General features: G+C 72.8%; 14 protein-coding genes and 2 pseudogenes. 12 read left to right on the plus strand and 4 right to left on the minus strand.

Annotated elements, in window-relative coordinates; translation table 11 throughout:
- Nucleotides 1–159: 159 nt before the first annotated feature.
- Nucleotides 160–1,653, minus strand: a complete 1,494-nt coding sequence (locus ACFU3E_RS22385) for a helix-turn-helix domain-containing protein (protein WP_384160868.1) — start codon at nt 1,651–1,653, stop codon at nt 160–162.
- Nucleotides 1,654–1,823: 170 nt separating this feature from the next.
- Here ACFU3E_RS22385 and ACFU3E_RS22390 point away from each other — a divergent pair, with 170 nt between their 5' ends.
- The 10 genes and pseudogenes from ACFU3E_RS22390 to ACFU3E_RS22435 all read left to right on the plus strand — a co-directional run bounded on the left by ACFU3E_RS22390 (nt 1,824) and on the right by ACFU3E_RS22435 (nt 11,991).
- The gene (locus ACFU3E_RS22390; protein ID WP_384160871.1) at nt 1,824–2,444 is read left to right on the plus strand and encodes an L-threonylcarbamoyladenylate synthase; all 621 of its coding nucleotides are present in this window, start codon (nt 1,824–1,826) and stop codon (nt 2,442–2,444) included.
- A gap of 145 nt (nt 2,445–2,589) precedes the next feature.
- Nucleotides 2,590–3,345, plus strand: coding sequence for a dienelactone hydrolase family protein (locus tag ACFU3E_RS22395; protein WP_384160874.1), 756 nt, complete (start codon nt 2,590–2,592; stop codon nt 3,343–3,345).
- A gap of 121 nt (nt 3,346–3,466) precedes the next feature.
- Nucleotides 3,467–4,300, plus strand: coding sequence for an MHYT domain-containing protein (locus ACFU3E_RS22400; protein WP_384160877.1), 834 nt, complete (start codon nt 3,467–3,469; stop codon nt 4,298–4,300).
- Between the two features lie 47 nt (nt 4,301–4,347).
- Nucleotides 4,348–5,853: a metallophosphoesterase family protein gene (locus tag ACFU3E_RS22405; protein ID WP_384160880.1), complete on the plus strand. Its 1,506-nt coding sequence runs from the start codon at nt 4,348–4,350 to the stop codon at nt 5,851–5,853.
- Between the two features lie 78 nt (nt 5,854–5,931).
- A pseudogene (locus ACFU3E_RS22410) lies at nt 5,932–6,955 on the plus strand (LLM class flavin-dependent oxidoreductase).
- Nucleotides 6,956–7,386: 431 nt separating this feature from the next.
- Nucleotides 7,387–7,497, plus strand: coding sequence for a keywimysin-related RiPP (locus ACFU3E_RS22415; RefSeq protein WP_107047813.1), 111 nt, complete (start codon nt 7,387–7,389; stop codon nt 7,495–7,497).
- Nucleotides 7,498–7,523: 26 nt separating this feature from the next.
- Nucleotides 7,524–9,374 (plus strand): lasso peptide isopeptide bond-forming cyclase, encoded by a 1,851-nt coding sequence (locus tag ACFU3E_RS22420; protein WP_384160883.1) that lies wholly within the window; start codon nt 7,524–7,526, stop codon nt 9,372–9,374.
- Nucleotides 9,375–9,410: 36 nt separating this feature from the next.
- On the plus strand, nt 9,411–9,665 hold the full coding sequence (locus tag ACFU3E_RS22425) for a lasso peptide biosynthesis PqqD family chaperone (RefSeq protein WP_384160886.1): 255 nt from the start codon (nt 9,411–9,413) through the stop codon (nt 9,663–9,665).
- Nucleotides 9,662–10,099: a lasso peptide biosynthesis B2 protein gene (locus ACFU3E_RS22430; protein ID WP_384160889.1), complete on the plus strand. Its 438-nt coding sequence runs from the start codon at nt 9,662–9,664 to the stop codon at nt 10,097–10,099. The genes ACFU3E_RS22425 and ACFU3E_RS22430 overlap by 4 nt, the downstream gene beginning before the upstream one ends.
- Nucleotides 10,096–11,991 carry an ABC transporter ATP-binding protein gene (locus ACFU3E_RS22435; protein WP_384160892.1) on the plus strand — a complete coding sequence of 632 codons (1,896 nt, stop codon included), beginning with the start codon at nt 10,096–10,098 and terminating at the stop codon, nt 11,989–11,991. The genes ACFU3E_RS22430 and ACFU3E_RS22435 overlap by 4 nt, the downstream gene beginning before the upstream one ends.
- Here the strand turns inward: ACFU3E_RS22435 and ACFU3E_RS22440 are convergent.
- Nucleotides 11,988–12,089 (minus strand): annotated as a pseudogene (locus ACFU3E_RS22440) (IS481 family transposase); the annotation flags it as partial. The gene ACFU3E_RS22435 and the pseudogene ACFU3E_RS22440 sit on opposite strands and share 4 nt — an antisense overlap.
- Nucleotides 12,090–12,358: 269 nt before the next feature.
- Nucleotides 12,359–13,333 carry a TauD/TfdA dioxygenase family protein gene (locus tag ACFU3E_RS22445; protein WP_384160895.1) on the minus strand — a complete coding sequence of 325 codons (975 nt, stop codon included), beginning with the start codon at nt 13,331–13,333 and terminating at the stop codon, nt 12,359–12,361.
- 552 nt (nt 13,334–13,885) lie between these two features.
- On the opposite strand from ACFU3E_RS22445, the gene ACFU3E_RS22450 reads away from it, so the two are divergent.
- Both ACFU3E_RS22450 and ACFU3E_RS22455 read left to right on the plus strand, forming a co-directional pair.
- Nucleotides 13,886–14,716: an aldo/keto reductase gene (locus ACFU3E_RS22450; protein ID WP_384160898.1), complete on the plus strand. Its 831-nt coding sequence runs from the start codon at nt 13,886–13,888 to the stop codon at nt 14,714–14,716.
- Between the two features lie 38 nt (nt 14,717–14,754).
- A complete protein-coding gene (locus ACFU3E_RS22455) occupies nt 14,755–15,369 on the plus strand; it encodes a DNA polymerase ligase N-terminal domain-containing protein (protein WP_384160900.1) in 615 nt (204 codons plus the stop codon).
- Nucleotides 15,370–15,539: 170 nt separating this feature from the next.
- On the opposite strand, the gene ACFU3E_RS22460 is transcribed toward ACFU3E_RS22455, so the two are convergent.
- On the minus strand, nt 15,540–17,882 hold the full coding sequence (locus tag ACFU3E_RS22460) for a SpoIIE family protein phosphatase (RefSeq protein WP_384160903.1): 2,343 nt from the start codon (nt 17,880–17,882) through the stop codon (nt 15,540–15,542).
- Between the last annotated feature and the right edge of the window lie 19 nt (nt 17,883–17,901).

Below are 17,901 nucleotides of genomic sequence, written 5' to 3' on the forward strand. Positions count from 1 at the left end.
CCGCGGTGAGTTGAACCTACGTCCACGGCCGAGTCCTTGTGAACCGTGTCGATGCCCGCTGCACGCTCAGCAGGGCTCACCCGTGCACAGCCGAGTCCGGATAGCCCGGTTTCGTCCCTGCCCGGACCCGGCCAACCGTTGCCCCGGAGGCAAACCGGCTCACGCGGGGCGCTGGAGATCCGGCAGATCGAGGTCGCCCACGGCCAGGTGCGCCAGCACGACCTCGTACAGGTCGGTGCCCGCGGCGAGCAGCTGGCGTTCCAGGACGGGTTCGGCGCTGCGGACGTGTTCGCGCACGGTCTGGGCGTGCACGCCCAGGGCCTGGGCGGCCCGTTCGGCGTTGCCTCCGGCGGCGATCCAGGTGCGCAGCGTCCGGCGCGGGTTCCTGGCGTCGGCGTCCAGGCGGCCCAGCAGGTCCTGCGCCCAGGTGCGGACGGCGGGACCGGACAGCAGGTCGGCGAGCCGCAGCCCGGGGTCCCCGGCACCCTCGGCGGCCCGGGCGTCGGAAAGGCCGATCTGGGTGTTGAGCGCCAGGTGGACGACCGCTCGGACCGTGAGATCGGCGAAGTCGGTGCCGAGCAGGGTCTCGACGCGTTCCATGCGGGCGCGGACGGTGTTGCGGCTGACGCCGAGGACCTTGGCGGCGTTGACGGCGGTGAACTCCAGGCCGAGCCGGCTGGTGGCGAGCAGTTCGGCGCGGGTGTGGTGCGCCAGGGTGTCGAGCGGGCGCAGCACCCGGGACGTCCAGCCGCGCAGCGCCACCGGGTCCATGAGGCGTTCCGGATGGGTGCGCTCGGCGTAGACGGCCGTCTTGTCGGTGCGGAAGTGCGCGACGGCGAGGGCGCTGACGGCCTGCCCGTAGGCGGTGGCGGTCCGGGCGAGGCTCTGCCGGACGCTGCCGCCGAGAAAGAGGTCGGGGTGCCGTCGGACCAGGGACCGCAGGGCGTCGCCCGTGGCCTCCCGGGGGCCGACGACGATCACGTGCCCGTCCATGGCCGGGCAGCGCACGACCAGGGCGTCCTCCCGGGTGCTGTCCAGGCACTCCTCGGCGACGCGGTCGCGTACGGCCGGGTCGGACTCGACGACGTACACGCACGCCGTGTCGGCGTCGAGCAGGCCGGGCCAGAGTCCGGCAGCGACGCGGCGGGCGGCGATGGTGTCCTCGACCATGAGCAGTTGCAGGATGGCCAGGCGCAGATCGGCGGTGGCCCGGCGCAGCCGGAGCCCGGCCGCGGTCGACTCGCTCGCCGTCAGCAGCAGCTCGAGCACCTGGGCGGTGTGCGTGATGACGTCGGAGGCCCGCCGGTCGAAGGGGGCCTGCCGGGAGACGGCCAGCACGCAGGCGTGGGACGGGTGCTCCACCTTGACCAGACGCAGGTGGCGTTCCCGGCTCTCCCAGGCCGCGGAGGCGATCCGGCCGGCGGTGATGTCCGCGACCAGGTGCTCATCCAGGGGCATCCGGTTTCCGGCGACGAGGTTCCCGGCGGCGTCCTGCAGGGCCACTGTCGCGCCCACGGCGCCGGAGAGCCAGGCGACGACTCTGCGGACATCGCGCCCCGCCGGGCGCAGGTGCTCGAGCAGTTCCTCCGCCCACACCGGATCCGTGCCGGCCCGCGTCTCCCGCTGCCGGTTCCCGTCCTCTCGGCCAGCCACCTCGGCCTTCCTCTCGCTCCTCGCGCCGCCTCCGGCACACCGGTCGGGGACGTTACCTCACGTGCGCGGGGCGTTCCTCCCTGCCCGGACGCCGGGCGGCGCGGGCCCGCGTCCCCGTGCCCGGCCCCCTCCTGCGCCGCCGGCCCGCGCCGGCGGCATAAGCTCGACGGATGGCGAAGTACTACGACGTGCACCCCGACAACCCCCAGGCCCGCACCATCGGCCAGATCGCCGACAGCATCCGCGCCGACGCTCTTGTCGCCTACCCCACGGACTCCTGCTACGCACTGGGCTGCCGCCTCGGCAGCCGTGACGGCATCGACCGGATCCGTACGATCCGCAAGCTGGACGACCGGCACCACTTCACCCTCGTGTGCCAGGACTTCGCCCAGCTCGGGCAGTTCGTGCGGATCGACAACGACGTGTTCCGCGCGATCAAGGCGTCGACACCCGGCAGCTACACCTTCATCCTGCCCGCGACGAAGGAGGTGCCGCGCATGCTGCAGCACCCGAAGAAGAAGACGGTCGGTGTGCGCATCCCCGACCACGTCGTCACGCAGGCCCTGCTCGCCGAGCTCGGTGAGCCGCTGCTGTCCAGCACCCTGCTGCTGCCCGGCGAGGAGGAGCCCATGACGCAGGGCTGGGAGATCAAGGACCTGCTCGACCACGTGCTGGACGGGGTGGTCGACTCCGGTGACTGCGGTACCGAGCCGACCACGGTCATCGACTTCTCCGGCGGGGAGGCCGAGATCGTGCGGCACGGCGCCGGCGACCCCTCACGGTTCGAGTAAAGGGCGGGCCAAGGGCCGTTCACGGCTGAACCGGGTGCCGGGGGCGGGCGAAATGCCCCGGGAAGGGGCGTGCCACGATGACCACGATCCGCCCGGTCACGCGGACGGGTTCCTGGCCCCCACCCCCGCAGAGAGGCAGCCAGCCATGACCGCCGTACAGGGAAGCGCCGTCGACATCCCCACCGAGGACGGCACCGCCGACGCGTATCTGGCCCACCCGGCCGACGGAGTCGCCCATCCGGCGGTCCTGGTCTTCATGGACGCCTTCGGCCTGCGTCCGCAACTGCGGTCCATGGCCGACCGGCTGGCTGCCGAGGGGTACACGGTGCTGGTGCCGAACGTGTTCCACCGGCACGGTCGCGCCCCGCTTTTCGATCTGCCGGAGTTCATCGACCCGGGGGCGCGTCCGGAGATATTCGAGCGCATCGTGCCGGTCATGCAGGCCCTGACGCCCGACCTGGCGATGCGGGACGCCGGCGCGTATCTGAGCTGGCTGGACGGGTCCCCGGCCGTGGCAGACGGCCCGGTCGCGCTGACCGGCTACTGCATGGGCGCCCGCCTGTCGCTGCTCACCGCCGGCACCTACCCGGAGCGGGTCGCGGCCGCGGCCGGCTTCCACGGCGGGCGGCTGGCCCCCGGCACCCCGGACAGCCCCCATCTGGTGGCGGACAGGGTCACCGCCGAGCTGTACTTCGGCCACGCCGATCAGGACCCCTCCCTGCCCGAGGAGCAGATCGAGCGCCTGGAGGAGGCCCTGACGGCGGCGGGCGTGCGCCACCGCTGCGAGGTGTACGCGGGCGCGCCCCACGGTTTCACGCAGGCCGACACCGCGTCGTACCACCAGGAGGGCGACGAGCGGCACTGGTCGGCGCTGCTCGACCTGCTGAAGCGCACATTCTGACCCCAATCGATCCCTGGAGGGCGGGAGTTGGCGGCCTACCGACGGTAAGGGCTTGCTCTACCGCGATCCCTGCGCGTAGACCTTGCTGAACACCAGCCACGACTCTGGGGGGAGTTGGCTCATGGACGGCACGGTCGACGGGTTCCGCTACGGTGCGGTGACCCCGGTGGCGGCCTATCTGATGGCCTGCCTGGGAGGGGCCCTGGGACTGCGGTGCATCGTGCGCTCGCTGCTCGACGCGCAGTCGTGGAAGGCGGGCTGGCTGGCGTTAGGCGCCGCTTCCATCGGATGCGGCATCTGGACGATGCACTTCATCGCCATGATCGGCTTCCATGTGGAGGAGACCCGGGTCCGGTACGACGCGGCCACGACGGTGCTCAGCCTCGTCGTGGCCGTCGCCGTGGTGGGCATCGGCGTGTTCATCGTCGGACTCCGCGGCACGAGCGGTGTCACGCTGGCGGTCGCGGGCACGGTCACCGGACTGGGCGTGGCGGGCATGCACTACCTCGGCATGGCGGCCATGCGGCTGAACGGCGACATCGGCTACGACCCGGTCGGGGTCGTACTGTCCGTGCTGATCGCCATAGGCGCCGCGACCGCCGCGCTGTGGTCGGCCGTCACCATCCGCGGCTTCCTGACGAGCCTCGGTGCGAGCCTGGTCATGGGCGTGGCGGTGTCCGGGATGCACTACACGGGCATGGCCGCCGTCAGCGTCCATGTGCACGACTCGACCGGCGGTACATGGGCGGGAGACTCGCCCACGTCCCTGCTGCTGCCGATGCTGCTGGGGCCGGTGGTGTTCCTGCTGCTGGCCGGGGTCGTGGTGATGTTCGATCCGCTGCTGGTGCTGGGCGAGCGGCCGTCGTCCGCCGGGCCGGAGGCCCCGGCCGGCAACTCCGCGGTTCCACAGCGCCCTTCGTGGCGCGCGACGGCCTCGTCCACGCACGAACGGTGAGCAGCCCGCCCGCGGACGGGGCATAGATCGATTGTTACGGTGCACCGGTGTCTGACTCCTCACGCGATACCGCCGAAGGCGCCGGCTGGGGTACCACCGAACGGGGCGCGTACCGGCAGTTGATGCCGCCGAAGGTCGAGAAGATCTCCTGGCTGAACCCCCGGATGCTGTGGGTCGCCCGCAACGGCGTGCTGGCCTCCTGGTTCGGGGACCCGACCGGCCGGACCCGCAGCCGGTGGGTGGCGCAGCGGGCGGCCTCCGGCGCACCGGCCGACAAGGTGATCCGGCGCGACGACCCGGACCGGTTCTCGTTCCTGGTCGTCGGCGACACCGGCGAGGGCGACGACCCCCAGTACGCCGTCGTGCCGGGCTTTCTGAAGACCGGTCAGGACACCCGCTTCGCCGTGCTGGCCAGTGACGTGATCTATCCGGTGGGCAGCGCGGACGACTACGACACCAAGTTCTTCCGCCCGTACCAGGACTATCGGGCGCCGATCTACGCGATACCCGGCAACCACGACTGGTACGAGGACCTCGGCGGGTTCATGCGCGTCTTCTGCGACGACGCCCCGCCGCTGCCGCCCGAGCCCCGGCCGCGCCCGCTCACCCGGGCCTGGCTGCGGACGCTGCTGTGGCACCGGCCGGGCCCGGACGACGGCCGGCACCTCGCCGAGGCACGCAAGGCGCGCAGCACCGCCGCGCAACAGGCCGTCCAGCCGGGCCCGTACTGGGCGATCGACGCCGGCCCGCTGCGGATCATCGGCATCGACACGGGTCTGCTCGGCACCCTCGACGCCGAGCAGGGCGCCTGGCTGCGCGAGGTCTCCCGCGGGCCCCGCCCGAAGATCCTGGTCACCGGCTCACCTCTGTACGTGGACGGCCGGCGCGAGCCGTGCGCCATCGAAGGGGGCGGCACCGTCGACGACATCGTCCGCGACCCGGCCCACCGCTATGTGGCGGCGATCGGCGGCGACATCCACAACTACCAGCGCTACCCGGTCCGGCTGGACGACGGACGCACGCTCCAGTACGTCGTCGCGGGCGGGGGCGGCGCGTTCATGCACGCCACCCACACGATCCCCCGTGTCGACGTCGCGGGCGTCACCGAGCAGGACTTCCGCTGCTACCCGCTGCGCGGCGACTCCCTGGCCTTCTACGGCCGGCTCTACGGCCGCCGGCTGTGGATGCGCCGCTTCTTCACGCTCACCGAGGGCGAGGCGACCGCCGTGATCGCCGAGCGCCTCGGCATCAAGCCCACCCGCGCCCCGGGCGCCTCGACCCGCGTCACCCGGCGCGTCCGCCTGGTCGCCGGGCTGCTCGGCACCGGCCGCCGCCCGGACAAGGCCAAGCGGTTCCGGCTGCCCGTGCGGAAGATCTACACGTCGTTGTTCTCGCCGAGCTCGGCGACGTACAGCCCGCCGTTCTTCAAGTGTTTCCTGCGCCTGGACGTCTCCCCGGAGTCGGTCCGGCTGCGCTGCTACGCGGCCACCGGCAACCGCGCCCAGGAACTCGCCCCGCCGGTCGAGGACGAGGTGACGATCCCGCTGCGCTGACCGGGCGGGAACGGGAACAGCACGGGCCCCTGCCGGGTCGGCACCACCGTAGACCATTGAAGGTTCAAGGATGAAGTCGTGCCGACGACCCCGCGACCGCTGCGCAAGCTGGATCTCCTGACCATCGGGCTGTTCGACGCGACGGACCCGCGCCGGGGCCACGAGTCCACGCTGGAGATCAACGAGCTGGGCGAGCGGCTCGGCTTCGACAGCGCCTGGGTGCGTCACCGGCATCTGCAGTACGGCATCTCCTCCCCGGTCGCCGTCCCGTCGGCGGCGTCCCAGCGAACCCGCCGTATCGAGCTGCGCACGGCGGTCATCCCGCTCGGCTGGGAGAACCCGCTGCGGCTGGCCGAGGACCTGGCCACCGTGGATCTGCTGTCGGGCGGACGGCTCAACCCGGGGGTGAGCGTGGGCCCGTCGATGCACTTCGACCAGGTCAAGGGCGCGCCCTACCCGGACACGGCCGACGCCGAGGACTTCGGCCACGGGCGGGTGGAGCGGCTGCTGGACTTCGTGCGGGGCAGGCCGGCGACGGACTTCAGCGGGGTCGAGGGCTTCGAGGTCTTCTCGGACCGGGTGCAGCCGCACTCCCCCGGGCTGGGGAACCGCCTGTGGTACGGCGGCGACAGCCTGCGGTCGGTGCGGCGGTGAGCTCGGCATGAACCTCCTCACCAGCAGTGTCGTGAAGGCCGAAGAGCCCGAGGGCCCCTACGGCTTCGCGGAGATCCAGCTCGCGCAGATCCGCGCCTTCCGGGCCGCCCACCCCGACGGCGAGGCCGCCCGGGTCTCGCAGGGCCTGGTCGTCATCCCCACGGACGGCGCCTCGCCCGAGCAGCGCGCACGCTACGAGAAGCACGCCGCACAACGGACTCCCCGGACCACCTCACCCCAGGGCCCGGCACCGCTGCTGTTCGCGCCGGACCTGGTGGGCACCTCGGCGGAGATCGCCGAACGGCCGCACGCGCACGCCGCGTTCCGGGAGGTGGACGAGGTGGCGTTCGCCCTGCCCTTCACCTCTGAGCACGAGGACCATGTGCAGATCCTCACCGACATGGCGACCAGGCTGGGCCCGGCCCTGGGGTGGCGACCGGGCGTCTGAGGTCTGTCGTATTCGGCGAAGGAGCTCGGGGTCTTCCAGGCCGAGGGGTGCACGTCGCAGGCGCGGAGCGCGCCCCGGCGGCGCCCACCCGGACCGTCGCCGGACCCGTCCGGGCTGGTGCTGCGAGCATCTGCCGGAGGCGCATGTCAAAACGCTCCTTCGAACTCTTGCGCACCCAAGCCGCGCCATCCGTCCGCGCCCGCACGGGCCGCACGGGAGCCGGCGGACAACCCGATAGCTGCGGATTTTGCATATTATCCGAGCTTCTCAGAGGCTCTTGCCTCGATCTCACGCTCTGCAGCTAGCTATTGCTGTGTCCGCTTCCCGGCCCGGGTTCCCGATGAGCCCGGCGCCGACCGGCGGCATCTGGGCTGGTCCCCAGGGCCGCCGGTCAGGGAGGCGGCCGGCACACCTGCACGTGAGGAGTGGTCATGAAGAAGGCATACGAGGCACCGACGCTCGTCCGGCTCGGTACGTTCCGGAAGGAGACGGGGCTGCTCCAGCGCTCCGGCAACGACCGGCTGATCCTGAGCAAGAACTGACGACCGACGGTCCTTGACCCGACGTCATGACTGAACTGCACGAAAGTGCGGGGACGGGCCCCGGCGACGCGCACTTCGCGGTCTTCACGGACCGTGCGGACGCGGCCGCCGCGGCCCGCTCCTTCGCCCGCCCCGGAAGCCGGACCCTCGCGCACGCGTCGGGCCGGCCCTGGCTGGTCGGCCACTGGCACGACGACGAGATCGTCAGCGCGAGGGTCCGCGGCGCCTCACTCGCCGTCGTCGGCTGCTGCCCGATCGACGCCGACGAACTGCGGCGCCGGGCCGAACGGTTGCGTGACCTCGCGGAGCTCGACGCGCTGGCCCGGTCCCTCCCCGGCAGTTTCCACCTCGTCGGCGCCCTCGACGGCCGGATCAGGGTGCAGGGAACGGCCTGCGGACTGCGGCTCGTCTTCCACGCGGAGATCGACGGTGTACGCGTGGCCGCGACCCGCGCCGACACCCTGGCCACCGTCCTGGGCTCGGAGCCCGACGTGGGGGAACTGGCCGTCAGGCTGCTGTGGCCAGCCCCGTACCCGCTGTTCGAGACCTCGATGTGGCGTGCGGTCACCGCCGTGCCCCCACAGAGCGCCGTCGTGGTCGCCCCGGACGGGCGCACCGTACGGCACACCCGGTGGTGGAGGCCGCCGGAGCCCGTCCGGCCGCTTGCCGACGCGGCTCCCCTGATCCGGACGGCACTGGAGGAAGCCGTCGGCGCGCGTACCCGTCAGGGCGGCGTGGTGAGCTGCGATCTGTCCGGTGGCCTGGACTCGACCTCCGTCTGCTTCCTGGCCGACCGCTCCCCCGCCCGCGTGGTGGCCAGTACGTGGCCCGGGCGGGATCCGGCGGACACCGACCTGGCCTGGGCCGAGCGGGCGATGCGGTACCTGCCGGACGTCGAGCACGTGGTCTGGGACGCCGACGCCTCTCCGCTGGTCTACGAGGATCTGCTCGGCATCGACGACCTCCTCGACGAACCCACCATCGGCGTCATGGACCGTTCCCGGGTGCTGCACCACCTGCCCGGCCTCGCCGCGCGCGGCAGCCGGTTGCACCTGACCGGCATCGGCGGCGACCACGTGGCATGGTGCTCCGAGGCGTACTACCACCGGCTGCTGCGCACCCGTCCGCTGTTCGCCCTGCGCCAGTTGCGCGGGTTCAGGGCGCTGTGGCAATGGCCGCTCGGCGGCACACTCCGCGCTCTCACCGACTCCCGGCCGTACCGGAGGTGGCTCACCGACGCCGCCGGTGACCTGCGCGGCCCGTTGCCCCAGTCCGTGACGACGGGCCTGGGCTGGGGGATGACCCCGCGCCTCTTCGGCTGGGTGACTCCCGAGGCCGAGCGGCTGGCCCGCCGGGGACTGCTCGATGCCGCGGCAACGGCCTTGCCGCTGCATCCGGACCGTGGGCTGCACACCGACCTGGAGCAGATCCGCTCCTGCGCCCGCGTCATCCGGCAGTGGGACCGGATGGCGGCCCACGCCGGCCTGCCGATGGCCTCCCCCTTCCTGGACGACCGCGTCATCGAGGCGTGCCTGTCCGTACGTCCGAGCGAGCGCGTCACACCCTGGCGGTACAAGCCCGTCCTGAGCACCGCGATGCGCGGGATCGTGCCCGAGGAGTGCCTGCGACGCAGCAACAAGGCCACGGCCTCCATGGATGCCTCCAACGGGCTGCGTGAACACCGAGCCGACCTGCTGGCCCTGTGGGAGGACTCACGGCTGGCGGAGCTGGGCCTGGTGGACGGCGCCGAGCTGCGCCGCCTCGCCCGGCGGCCCGCCTCCCCGGGGCTCTCCGACGCCATCCTCTACTCCACGATCGCCGCGGAGGTGTGGCTGCGCGGGCTCACCCGCCGCCGCGCCCACGTCCCACAACCCTGACCGCACCCCCGTCAGACACGTCAGAAAGGCCCCCACATGCCCCTGCGGTTCGGCGACGAGGTCTCCACGGCCGAGACCGACTACGGCACCGTCCTGCTGGACGAACGGATCGGCTCCTACTGGGAGTTGAACCCGACCGCCACCCTGGTGGTGCGAACGCTGCTGGACGGCGGCGAGGAGGCGGACGCGGCCGCCGCCCTGGTCCGGGAGTTCGACATCGACCAGGCGCAAGCCCTCCAGGACGTCGAGACGCTCGTCCGCGACCTGCGCGAGTCGGGGCTCGCCTCATGACGACGCCCAGCGCACTGGAGCGGCCCACCGGGGTGCCCCTGGGCCGGCGCCTGACGGCCCGCCTCGTCCTGCTGCCCGCCGTCGCCCTCGCTCTGCTGCCACCCCGCCACATCCGCACCGTGCTCGGCGTCCTGCGGCGCGGCGCCGCACCGGCGACCACCTGGCAGGCCCAGAGCGCACGCGACGCCATGTGCGTCGTCAGCCTGCGCTGCGCCGGGCCGAAGGGGTGCCTGCCGCGCTCCCTGGGAGCGGCACTGCTGTGCAGGCTCGGCGGAACATGGCCGACCTGGTGCACCGGCGTACGGGTCACCCCGCCCTTCACCGCGCACGCCTGGGTCGAGGCTGACGGCCGACCCGTGGGCGAGGGCGTTCCGCAGGGCTACTTCGCCCGCCTGGTGACCGTGGCCCCGCTGCCGGGGCCTGCCGACCGATGACCGGCGCGGCGGTTGCGCGCGGCGGCCGGGCCCCGGCCGCCGGGACCGAAGCCGGCAAGTCCACCCTGGCGGCGGTGGCCACGATGTACCGGCTCACCGCCGGGCATCGCAGCGCCATCGCCGTCGCCAGCGTGCTGACCCTCGTCGGCTCCGCCCTGGGACTTGCCCAGCCGCTCGTCGCCAAGCAGATCGTGGACGCCAGTGGCCACGGACAGGTCATCTGGCCGCTGCTGGCCCTCCTGGGCACGCTGTTCGTCGTCGAGGCGGCGACGGGGGCGGCGGGGCGCTTCCTGCTGGAACGGATGGGCGAAGGCGTCGTACGCCAACTCCGGCACGGGCTGGTGGGCCGGCTGCTCCGGCTGGAGATGAGGGAATACGACCGCCACCGCAGCGGCGACCTCATCTCCCGGGTGACCGCCGACACCACCCTGCTGCGGGAGGTCGTCTCACAGGCCCTGGTCGATCTCGTGACGGGAAGCCTGGTCGCGGCCGGGGCGCTCGCCCTCATGGCGTGGCTGGACCCCCTGTTGCTGCTTCTTGTCGTCGTGACCGTGGCGGCGTCGGCCGTTGTGGTCGCCTCACTGCTCACGGGCATCAGGAACGCGTCCGAACACATGCAGGGCTCGGTCGGTGCCGTCGCCGCCGATCTCGAACGCGCCCTGTCCGCCCTGCCGATGGTCCGTGTGCACCGGGCCGAGGAGCGGGAGGCGGCCGGGATCGGCACCCGCGTGGACGCGGCCTACGGCGCGGGCGTGCGCACCGCGAAGCTCGCCTCCGTGATGAGCTCCGCCGTCGAACTCGCCGTGCAGGGCTCCTTCCTCATCGTCCTGGTCGTCGGCGGCCTGCGCGTCGGCGGTCACGCCGGCTCCCTCGGCGACCTCGTCGCGTTCCTGCTGTACGCCTCGTACCTGGTCCTGCCGTTGTCCTCCGTCTTCCGCGCGGTGGGCCTCGTCCAGCGCGGGATGGGGGCCTACCAGCGCATCGACGAGGCGCTCCGCCTTCCTGTGGAACCCACCGCACCCCGGAGCGCGACAGACCGCGCCCCCGCACCGCCGCCGGCCGGACCGTCCGGCACCCGCGAACAGCCCGTCCTCGCCCTGCGCGACGTCCACTTCGGCTACGAACCGGAGCTGCCGGTCCTGCGCGGTGTTTCGTTCGCCGTCCCGCAGCGTCGGCACGTGGCTCTGGTCGGGCCGTCCGGAGCCGGCAAGAGCACGGTGTTCGCCCTGGTCGCGAGGTTCTACGAACCGGATGCGGGCACCTTGCTCTTCAGGGGGCGGCCGGCGACCGAACTCACTCGCGGGGACTGCCGCCGAGGCATCGCCGTGGTCGACCAGAACACCCATGTGGTGCACGGCACCCTGCGTGACAACATCACCTACGCCGTGCCCGACGCCACGGAGGCGGAGATCCGGCGCGTCGTCGAACTGGCCCGGCTCGAAGAGGTCGTCGACCGGCTGCCCGGGGGGCTGGCCGCCGTCATCGGTGAACACGGCTGCAACCTCTCCGGTGGCGAACGCCAACGTGTCGCCCTCGCAAGGGCGTTGCTGGCCCGGCCCGCACTGCTGCTGCTGGACGAGCCGACCTCGCACCTCGACGCGATCAACGAGTCTGCGCTCACCACCGTCATGAAGGACGTCGCCCAGGAGTGCGCCCTGCTGGTCATCGCCCATCGTCTGTCCACCGTGCAGCACGCCGACCACATCGTGGTGCTCCGGGACGGCCGCACGGTCGCCGGCGGACGTCACGAGGAACTGCTGGTCAGCAGCGCCCTCTACCGCGAACTGGCCGCGAGCCAGATGCTCCGGGCGGCTGGGCGGCCCGAGAGAAGGGAGTCCGACCAGGACACGTGCCCGTCAGGCGCCCCCACCGGTGACGGCGGACCGGCCTAGGTGTGCTGTCCGGACAGGTTGGTGACGCGGCTGGCTGGGGTGTGGCCGCTGATTCCGGTGTGGGTTCGGTGGTAGTTGTACCAGTCCAGCCAGTCGGGGAATGCGGCCTGCCGCCGACTTGGCGTCGCTGACCGACGACGCCGGCGCGTTGGCCGGCCACACCGGATCCGCGGCACGGCCCGGCACCCGTCCGGCCCCCGGACAGCCGGCACTCCCGGTGACCCGCCACATCCCCGGCCCGGGCCGGGGCGGCGCCGGCCTACGGTGCCCCCTTCCCAGCTCCCCCTGGGTGAGCGGCACCAGCACGCCCCGTCCCGCCCGAGTCACCCGACGAGAGCGCTCGCAGCCCGGCTCCGGCCGGCGTGTGTCACCAGCGGCCCGGCGCGGTCCCGGTGATCGGTTCCGACGCCGTGCCGTCCACCCCGACCGGCACGTCCCCCGCGAGCATCACGCGGTGCATGATCCGCGGACGGTCGAGGTGGGCGGTGTCGCCGGGGGCCAGGTGCATGGTGGCCCGGTTGTCCCAGAACGCCACGCTGCCGGGCTCCCAGCGAAAGCGCACCGTGTACTCGGGCCGCACCGCCTGCTCCAGCAGCATCTCCAGGACGGCGCCGCTCTCGGGCCGAGAGAGGCCGGCGATCTGCTCGACGTAGTAGCCGTTGACGTACAGGATCCGCTCCCCCGTCTCGGGGTGGACGCGCACCAGGGGGTGCAGCGAGGCGACCTGACGGTCCAGCAGGTGCCGGACGTACGCGTCGTCGCCGGGCCGGGGCTGGTAACCGACGCCGAGCCGGTGCTCGGCCCGCAGCCCGTCGGCGAACTCCCGCAGCGGCGCGGAGAGTCCGGCGTACGCCGCCGCCAGGTTCGACCAGGTGGTGTCGCCGCCGTAGGGCGGTACGGTCTCGGCGCGCAGGATCGTCGCGGCGGGCGGGTCCACGCGGGCACCGTGGTCGCAGTGCCAGCCGCGCAGCAGGGTGTGGCGTCGGCGCCGCAGCCACTCGTCGTGCTCCATCCCGAACCGCCCGCCCAGCTCCAGCCGGTCGGCGGTCGTCTCGATCTCGGGGAAGTCAGGGGGTGAGGCCTTGCCCCGCCGGGGCAGCACCACGGTCTCGCCGAACCGGCGGGCGAACGCCACATGCCCGGCGTGGTCCAGCCGCTGCCCCCGGAAGAACACCACCTTCCACCGCAGCACCGCCGCCCTGATCGCGGCGACCACGATGTCATCGAGATCCGCCGCCAGGTCGAGCCCGCTGATCTCGGCGCCGATGTGCCCGGCGACGGGTTTCACCTCCACCCCGGCCTTCCGCACCGCCTCGTCCGTCATCCGGCTGTCCGTCGTCATGCGTGCTCCGCTGGTCGTGGGTGTGGTCCTTCCTTCCCGAAGATCGTGACAGTGATCTCCGGAGAGGGCGACCACGCCTCACGAGCCATGCGCGGGGGCATGCCCCACCAGGGGTGGCACTCGACCGGCTCAGGACGCACGTCGATGCGACGACCCGGTCCCGGGGGACGGTGATGCCCTCGGCGCGCTGCGCAGCTCCTCGGGGACACGGACGCTGCGCAGGGACATGGCGGCGCAGACGATGCTTCGACCCGCGAACGGTGAGGAGGCGATCTCGTCGGTGACCAGGCCGATCACGGCCGGACCGCTGCGGCACAGGCCGCGGGCGAGAGGTCGCCGGCGGCGCGGCCGCTGAACACGACAGACACGGCCGAGTGCGCCGCGCGGCGAGCCGCGCGACGACCCGCGAGGCGGGACGCGCCGACCCCGTCGCCGGCTTCTCCTCGGCGCTGCCCACGCCGTCCGCCGCCCTCATCCCCGCCTGTCAGGTTGATCATTGGTCGTCCCATCCCTGACGCTGGAGAGACGACACAGTCAACGGGAGGTCCGACGGTGATCAGCATCCCGACGCACACACTCAACGACGGTACGACGCTCCCCGCCCTGGGCCTGGGCACCTGGCCGCTCGGTGACGACGAGGCGCAGCAGGCCGTTCTCTCGGCCCTGGAGGCGGGCTACCGTCTGATCGACACGGCGACGAACTACCGCAACGAGACCGGGGTCGGCCGCGGTGTGACCTCCGGCATCGTGCCGCGCGAGGAGATCGTCGTGACGACGAAGCTCCCGGGCCGGCACCACGGCTACGAGGAGACCCTCGCCTCGTTCGAGGAGTCCCGGGCCCGCCTCGGCCTGGAGTACGTCGATCTGTACCTGATCCACTGGCCGCTGCCGCGCGTGGACCGGTACGTCGACGCGTGGAAGGCCATGATCAAGCTGCGCGAGGAGGGGCTCGTCCGGTCGATCGGCGTTTCGAACTTCACGGCCGGGCACATCGAGCGGCTGGAGAAGGAGACCGGGGTGCTGCCCTCGGTCAACCAGATCGAGCTGCACCCTCTGCTGCCGCAGGAAGACCTGCGCGCCTTCCACGCGGGCAGGAACATCGTCACGGAGAGCTGGAGCCCGCTGGGCCGGGGCACGCCCCTGCTGCAGGACCCGGCCGTGACGCGGATCGCCGAGACGCACGGGGTGTCGCCCGGGCAGGTCGTACTGCGCTGGCACACGCAACTGGGCGCGGTGCCCATCCCGAAGTCGGCGAACCCGGAGCGGCAGCGCGCCAACCTCGACGTCTTCGGCTTCGAGCTGAGCGAGGACGAGATGCGGGCCGTCTCGGACCGGCGGCACCGGCGGGTCGGCGGGGATCCCGAGGTGCACGAGGAGTTCTGACGGGTACCCGGGGCGCCCGACGTGGGAAGGAGCCGCAGGTGGCCGAGCGGGACCGGCTGCGGGACTACCGCGGCAAGCGCGACTTCGACCGGACCGCCGAGCCCCGGGGACGCGGGGCGTCCACCGCGGACACGCCCCGGTTCGTGGTGCAGATCCATGACGCGAGCACGATGCACTTCGACTTCCGGTTGCAGGTGGACGACGTGCTGAAGTCCTGGTCGATCCCGAAGGGGCCCTCGGCGGACCCGAAGGACAAGCGGCTGGCCGTGCCCACGGAGGACCATCCGCTGGAGTACGAGGAGTTCGAGGGCGTGATCCCCCGCGGCGAGTACGGCGGCGGCACGGTGATCGTCTGGGACCACGGCACGTACGAGCCGCTGAGCCATGACCGCCAGGGCCGTCCCGTCGACTTCGCGCGGTCGCTGGAGCGCGGGCACGCCACGTTCCGGCTGAGGGGCTCCAAACTGCGCGGCGAGTACGCCCTGACCCGGTTCCGCGGCGGTCAGGGCGGCGACGGCGAGGAGGCCTGGCTGCTCGTGAAGCGGGCCGGGGGCACGGCCCGTACGCACGGGGCTCCCGATCCGCGCCGGGCGCGTTCGGCCAGGTCCGGCCGGACTCTCGCCCAGGTCGCCTCGGACGCGGCCGGGCAATGAGCGGGTGATGGCGGGTCCCCTCGCGGCACGATGCCCGGGTGGCCCGGCCGCCGCCGGCCGGCCCCGAACGGTCTCGGGCCCGAGGCGGGGACGGGGCCGCTCGCTCAGAGGGTGCTGCCCGCGCCTGGCCGCGCAGGGCCCCGCGCTGATCGTGCTCGGCCGGGCGGTCGTCAGAACAGCGGCGTGAGCGACTGTTCGCACCAGATGGTCTTGCCCCGTGTGGTCTGCCGGCTGCCCCAGCGCTGGGTGAGCTGGGCGACCAGCAGCAGACCGCGGCCGCCCTCGTCGTCCTGGTGCGCCCGCCGCAGGTGCGGGGAGGTCGAACTGCCGTCGGACACCTCGCAGATGAGGGTCTGGTCCCGGATCAGGCGGAGCTGGATGGGCGGGGCGCCGTACCGGATGGCGTTGGTGACCAGTTCACTGACGACGAGTTCGGTGACAAAGGCCGTCTCGTCCAGGCCCCACGCGGTGAGCTGATCGGTGGCGGCCTGCCTCGTGGCGGCCACCTCCTCGGGGTCGGGGGTGACGTCCCAGGTGGCGACCTGATCGGCGCCCAGCGCCCGGGTACGGGCCAGCAGCAGGGCCACGTCGTCGCTGGGCTCTTCCGGCAGTACGGCCTTCAGCACGGTGTCGCACAGGGCGTCCAGTGATTCGGCGGGCACGGTCAGAGCCCGGCACAGCTCGTCGGTGGCGAGGTCGACGTCACGGTCGCGGTCCTCGATGAGCCCGTCGGTGTAGAGGGCGACGACGGAGCCCTCGGGCAGTTGGAGCTCCGTCGCCTCGAACGGCAGCCCTCCCACACCCAGCGGGGGTCCCGCGCTCATGGGGATCAGCCGGGCCGATCCGTCGGGCAGCACCAGGGCCGGCGCGGGGTGCCCGGCGGCGGCCAGGTTCAGACGGCGTGTGACGGGGTCGTAGACCGCGTACAGGCAGGTCGCGCCGAGCTCGGCGACCTCGCCACCCTGGTCGTCCGAGGCGAGATGGGTGACCAGGTCGTCGAGGTGGGTCAGGAGCTCGTCCGGGGGCAGGTCCACGTCGGCGAGGGTGCGGACGGCCGTGACCAGCCGGCCCATGGTCGCCGTGGAGGGGATGCCGTGCCCCACGACGTCCCCGACGACCAGCGCGACGCGGCTGCCGGACAGCGGGATCACGTCGAACCAGTCGCCGCCGATGCCCGCCGCGGAGCCGGAGGGCAGATAGCGGTGGGCGACCTGGACGGCGGCCTGGCCGGGCAGCCCCCTCGGCAGCAGGCTGTGCTGGAGGGCGAGGGCGGTGGTGCGTTCGCGGGCGAAGCGGCGGGCGTTGTCGACGCAGACCGCGGCCCGGCTGGCGAGTTCCTCGGCGAACACGGCGTCGTCGGCGCCGTAGTCGTCGGCCTGCGCCACGCGGACGGCCACGGCGACACCCAGCGTGGTGCCGCGGGCCCGCAGCGGTACGGCCAGCATCGAATGGGCGCCTGAGCGGTAGGGGCGTCCTTCCGGGGCGCGGGAATTGCGCTCGGCGACCCAGCGCATGAACGCCGGCTCTCCTGCCTGGCTGAGGATGGCCCCGCCTTCCCGCATGGCCCGGGCGATCGGCGAGAACGCGGTGTAGACGTCGACTTCTCCCAGATGCACGGCCGCTTCGGGGGTGCCCTCGGTGACGGAACCGTGCGCGACCCGCCTGAGGGTGACCTCGTCGGCCGGGACCGCCGGCTGCTCGTCCGCGCCGAGGACCCAGTCGAAGAGGTCCACGCTCGCGAAGTCCGCGAACCGGGGCACCACGACCCCGATGAGCTCCTCGGCCGTGCGCACCACGTCCAGGGTGGTGCCGATGGCGGCCGCGGCCTCGTTGAGCAGGGCCAGCCGCTGGCGGGCCCAGTACTGCTCGGTGCTGTCGAACGCGGCCAGGGCGGTGCCGACGAGCTCGCCGGCGGCGTCCCGGACCGGCCACATCTCGGTGACCCAGGCGTGCTCCCGGTTCATGGCCGGCGCACCGGTGTAGCTCTCGTAGCGCACCGGACGGCCCGTCTCCACGACATGCCGGAGATGCCAGTTGAAGCCACGCACGTGCTCGGCCTCTTCCACGGTCTCCGGGAAGTGCCGGCCGAGCAGGGTCTCCTCGGACACGCCCATCACATGGCAGGCGGCGTCGTTGAGCCGCAGATAGCGCTGGCCGGTGTCGAAGACGGACATCGACATGGACGCCTGCTGGAAGGCGCGGCCCGCGAGGGACGTCTCCCCGTGGCCGGGCGATGCGGCGGTGATCACGTATCCGCCGGCTTCCCCGTCCCGGCCCGTCACGGCGCAGGCTCTGACACGGAGCCCGACGAGATAGCCGTCGCGGTGCCGCACCATGACGGTGCCCGACCGCGCGGACACCGTCTCGGGGGGCACGTCCTCGGCGAGCAGTTCCCGTGCGGCCCGGCCCACGACCTCGTCGGCCGGATAGCCGGTCAGCTGCCGGGCACCCTGGCTCCACCCCGTCAGAATGCCGCGGGCGTCGATGATCGCAGCAGCGGAGGCATCCTCCATATCGTCCAGGATCATCCCT

This window comes from Streptomyces sp. NPDC057424 (assembly GCF_042803315.1).
Classification (GTDB): Bacteria; Actinomycetota; Actinomycetes; order Streptomycetales; family Streptomycetaceae; genus Streptomyces.

Coding starts and splice junctions, on each gene's coding strand:
- ACFU3E_RS22390 (WP_384160871.1), top strand. CDS start 1,824: ATGGCGAAGTACTACGACGTGCACCCCGACAACCCCCAGGCCCGCACC.
- ACFU3E_RS22395 (WP_384160874.1), top strand. CDS start 2,590: ATGACCGCCGTACAGGGAAGCGCCGTCGACATCCCCACCGAGGACGGC.
- ACFU3E_RS22400 (WP_384160877.1), top strand. CDS start 3,467: ATGGACGGCACGGTCGACGGGTTCCGCTACGGTGCGGTGACCCCGGTG.
- ACFU3E_RS22415 (WP_107047813.1), top strand. CDS start 7,387: ATGAAGAAGGCATACGAGGCACCGACGCTCGTCCGGCTCGGTACGTTC.
- ACFU3E_RS22420 (WP_384160883.1), top strand. CDS start 7,524: ATGACTGAACTGCACGAAAGTGCGGGGACGGGCCCCGGCGACGCGCAC.
- ACFU3E_RS22425 (WP_384160886.1), top strand. CDS start 9,411: ATGCCCCTGCGGTTCGGCGACGAGGTCTCCACGGCCGAGACCGACTAC.
- ACFU3E_RS22430 (WP_384160889.1), top strand. CDS start 9,662: ATGACGACGCCCAGCGCACTGGAGCGGCCCACCGGGGTGCCCCTGGGC.
- ACFU3E_RS22435 (WP_384160892.1), top strand. CDS start 10,096: ATGACCGGCGCGGCGGTTGCGCGCGGCGGCCGGGCCCCGGCCGCCGGG.
- ACFU3E_RS22445 (WP_384160895.1), bottom strand. CDS start 13,333: ATGACGACGGACAGCCGGATGACGGACGAGGCGGTGCGGAAGGCCGGG.
- ACFU3E_RS22460 (WP_384160903.1), bottom strand. CDS start 17,882: ATGGAGGATGCCTCCGCTGCTGCGATCATCGACGCCCGCGGCATTCTG.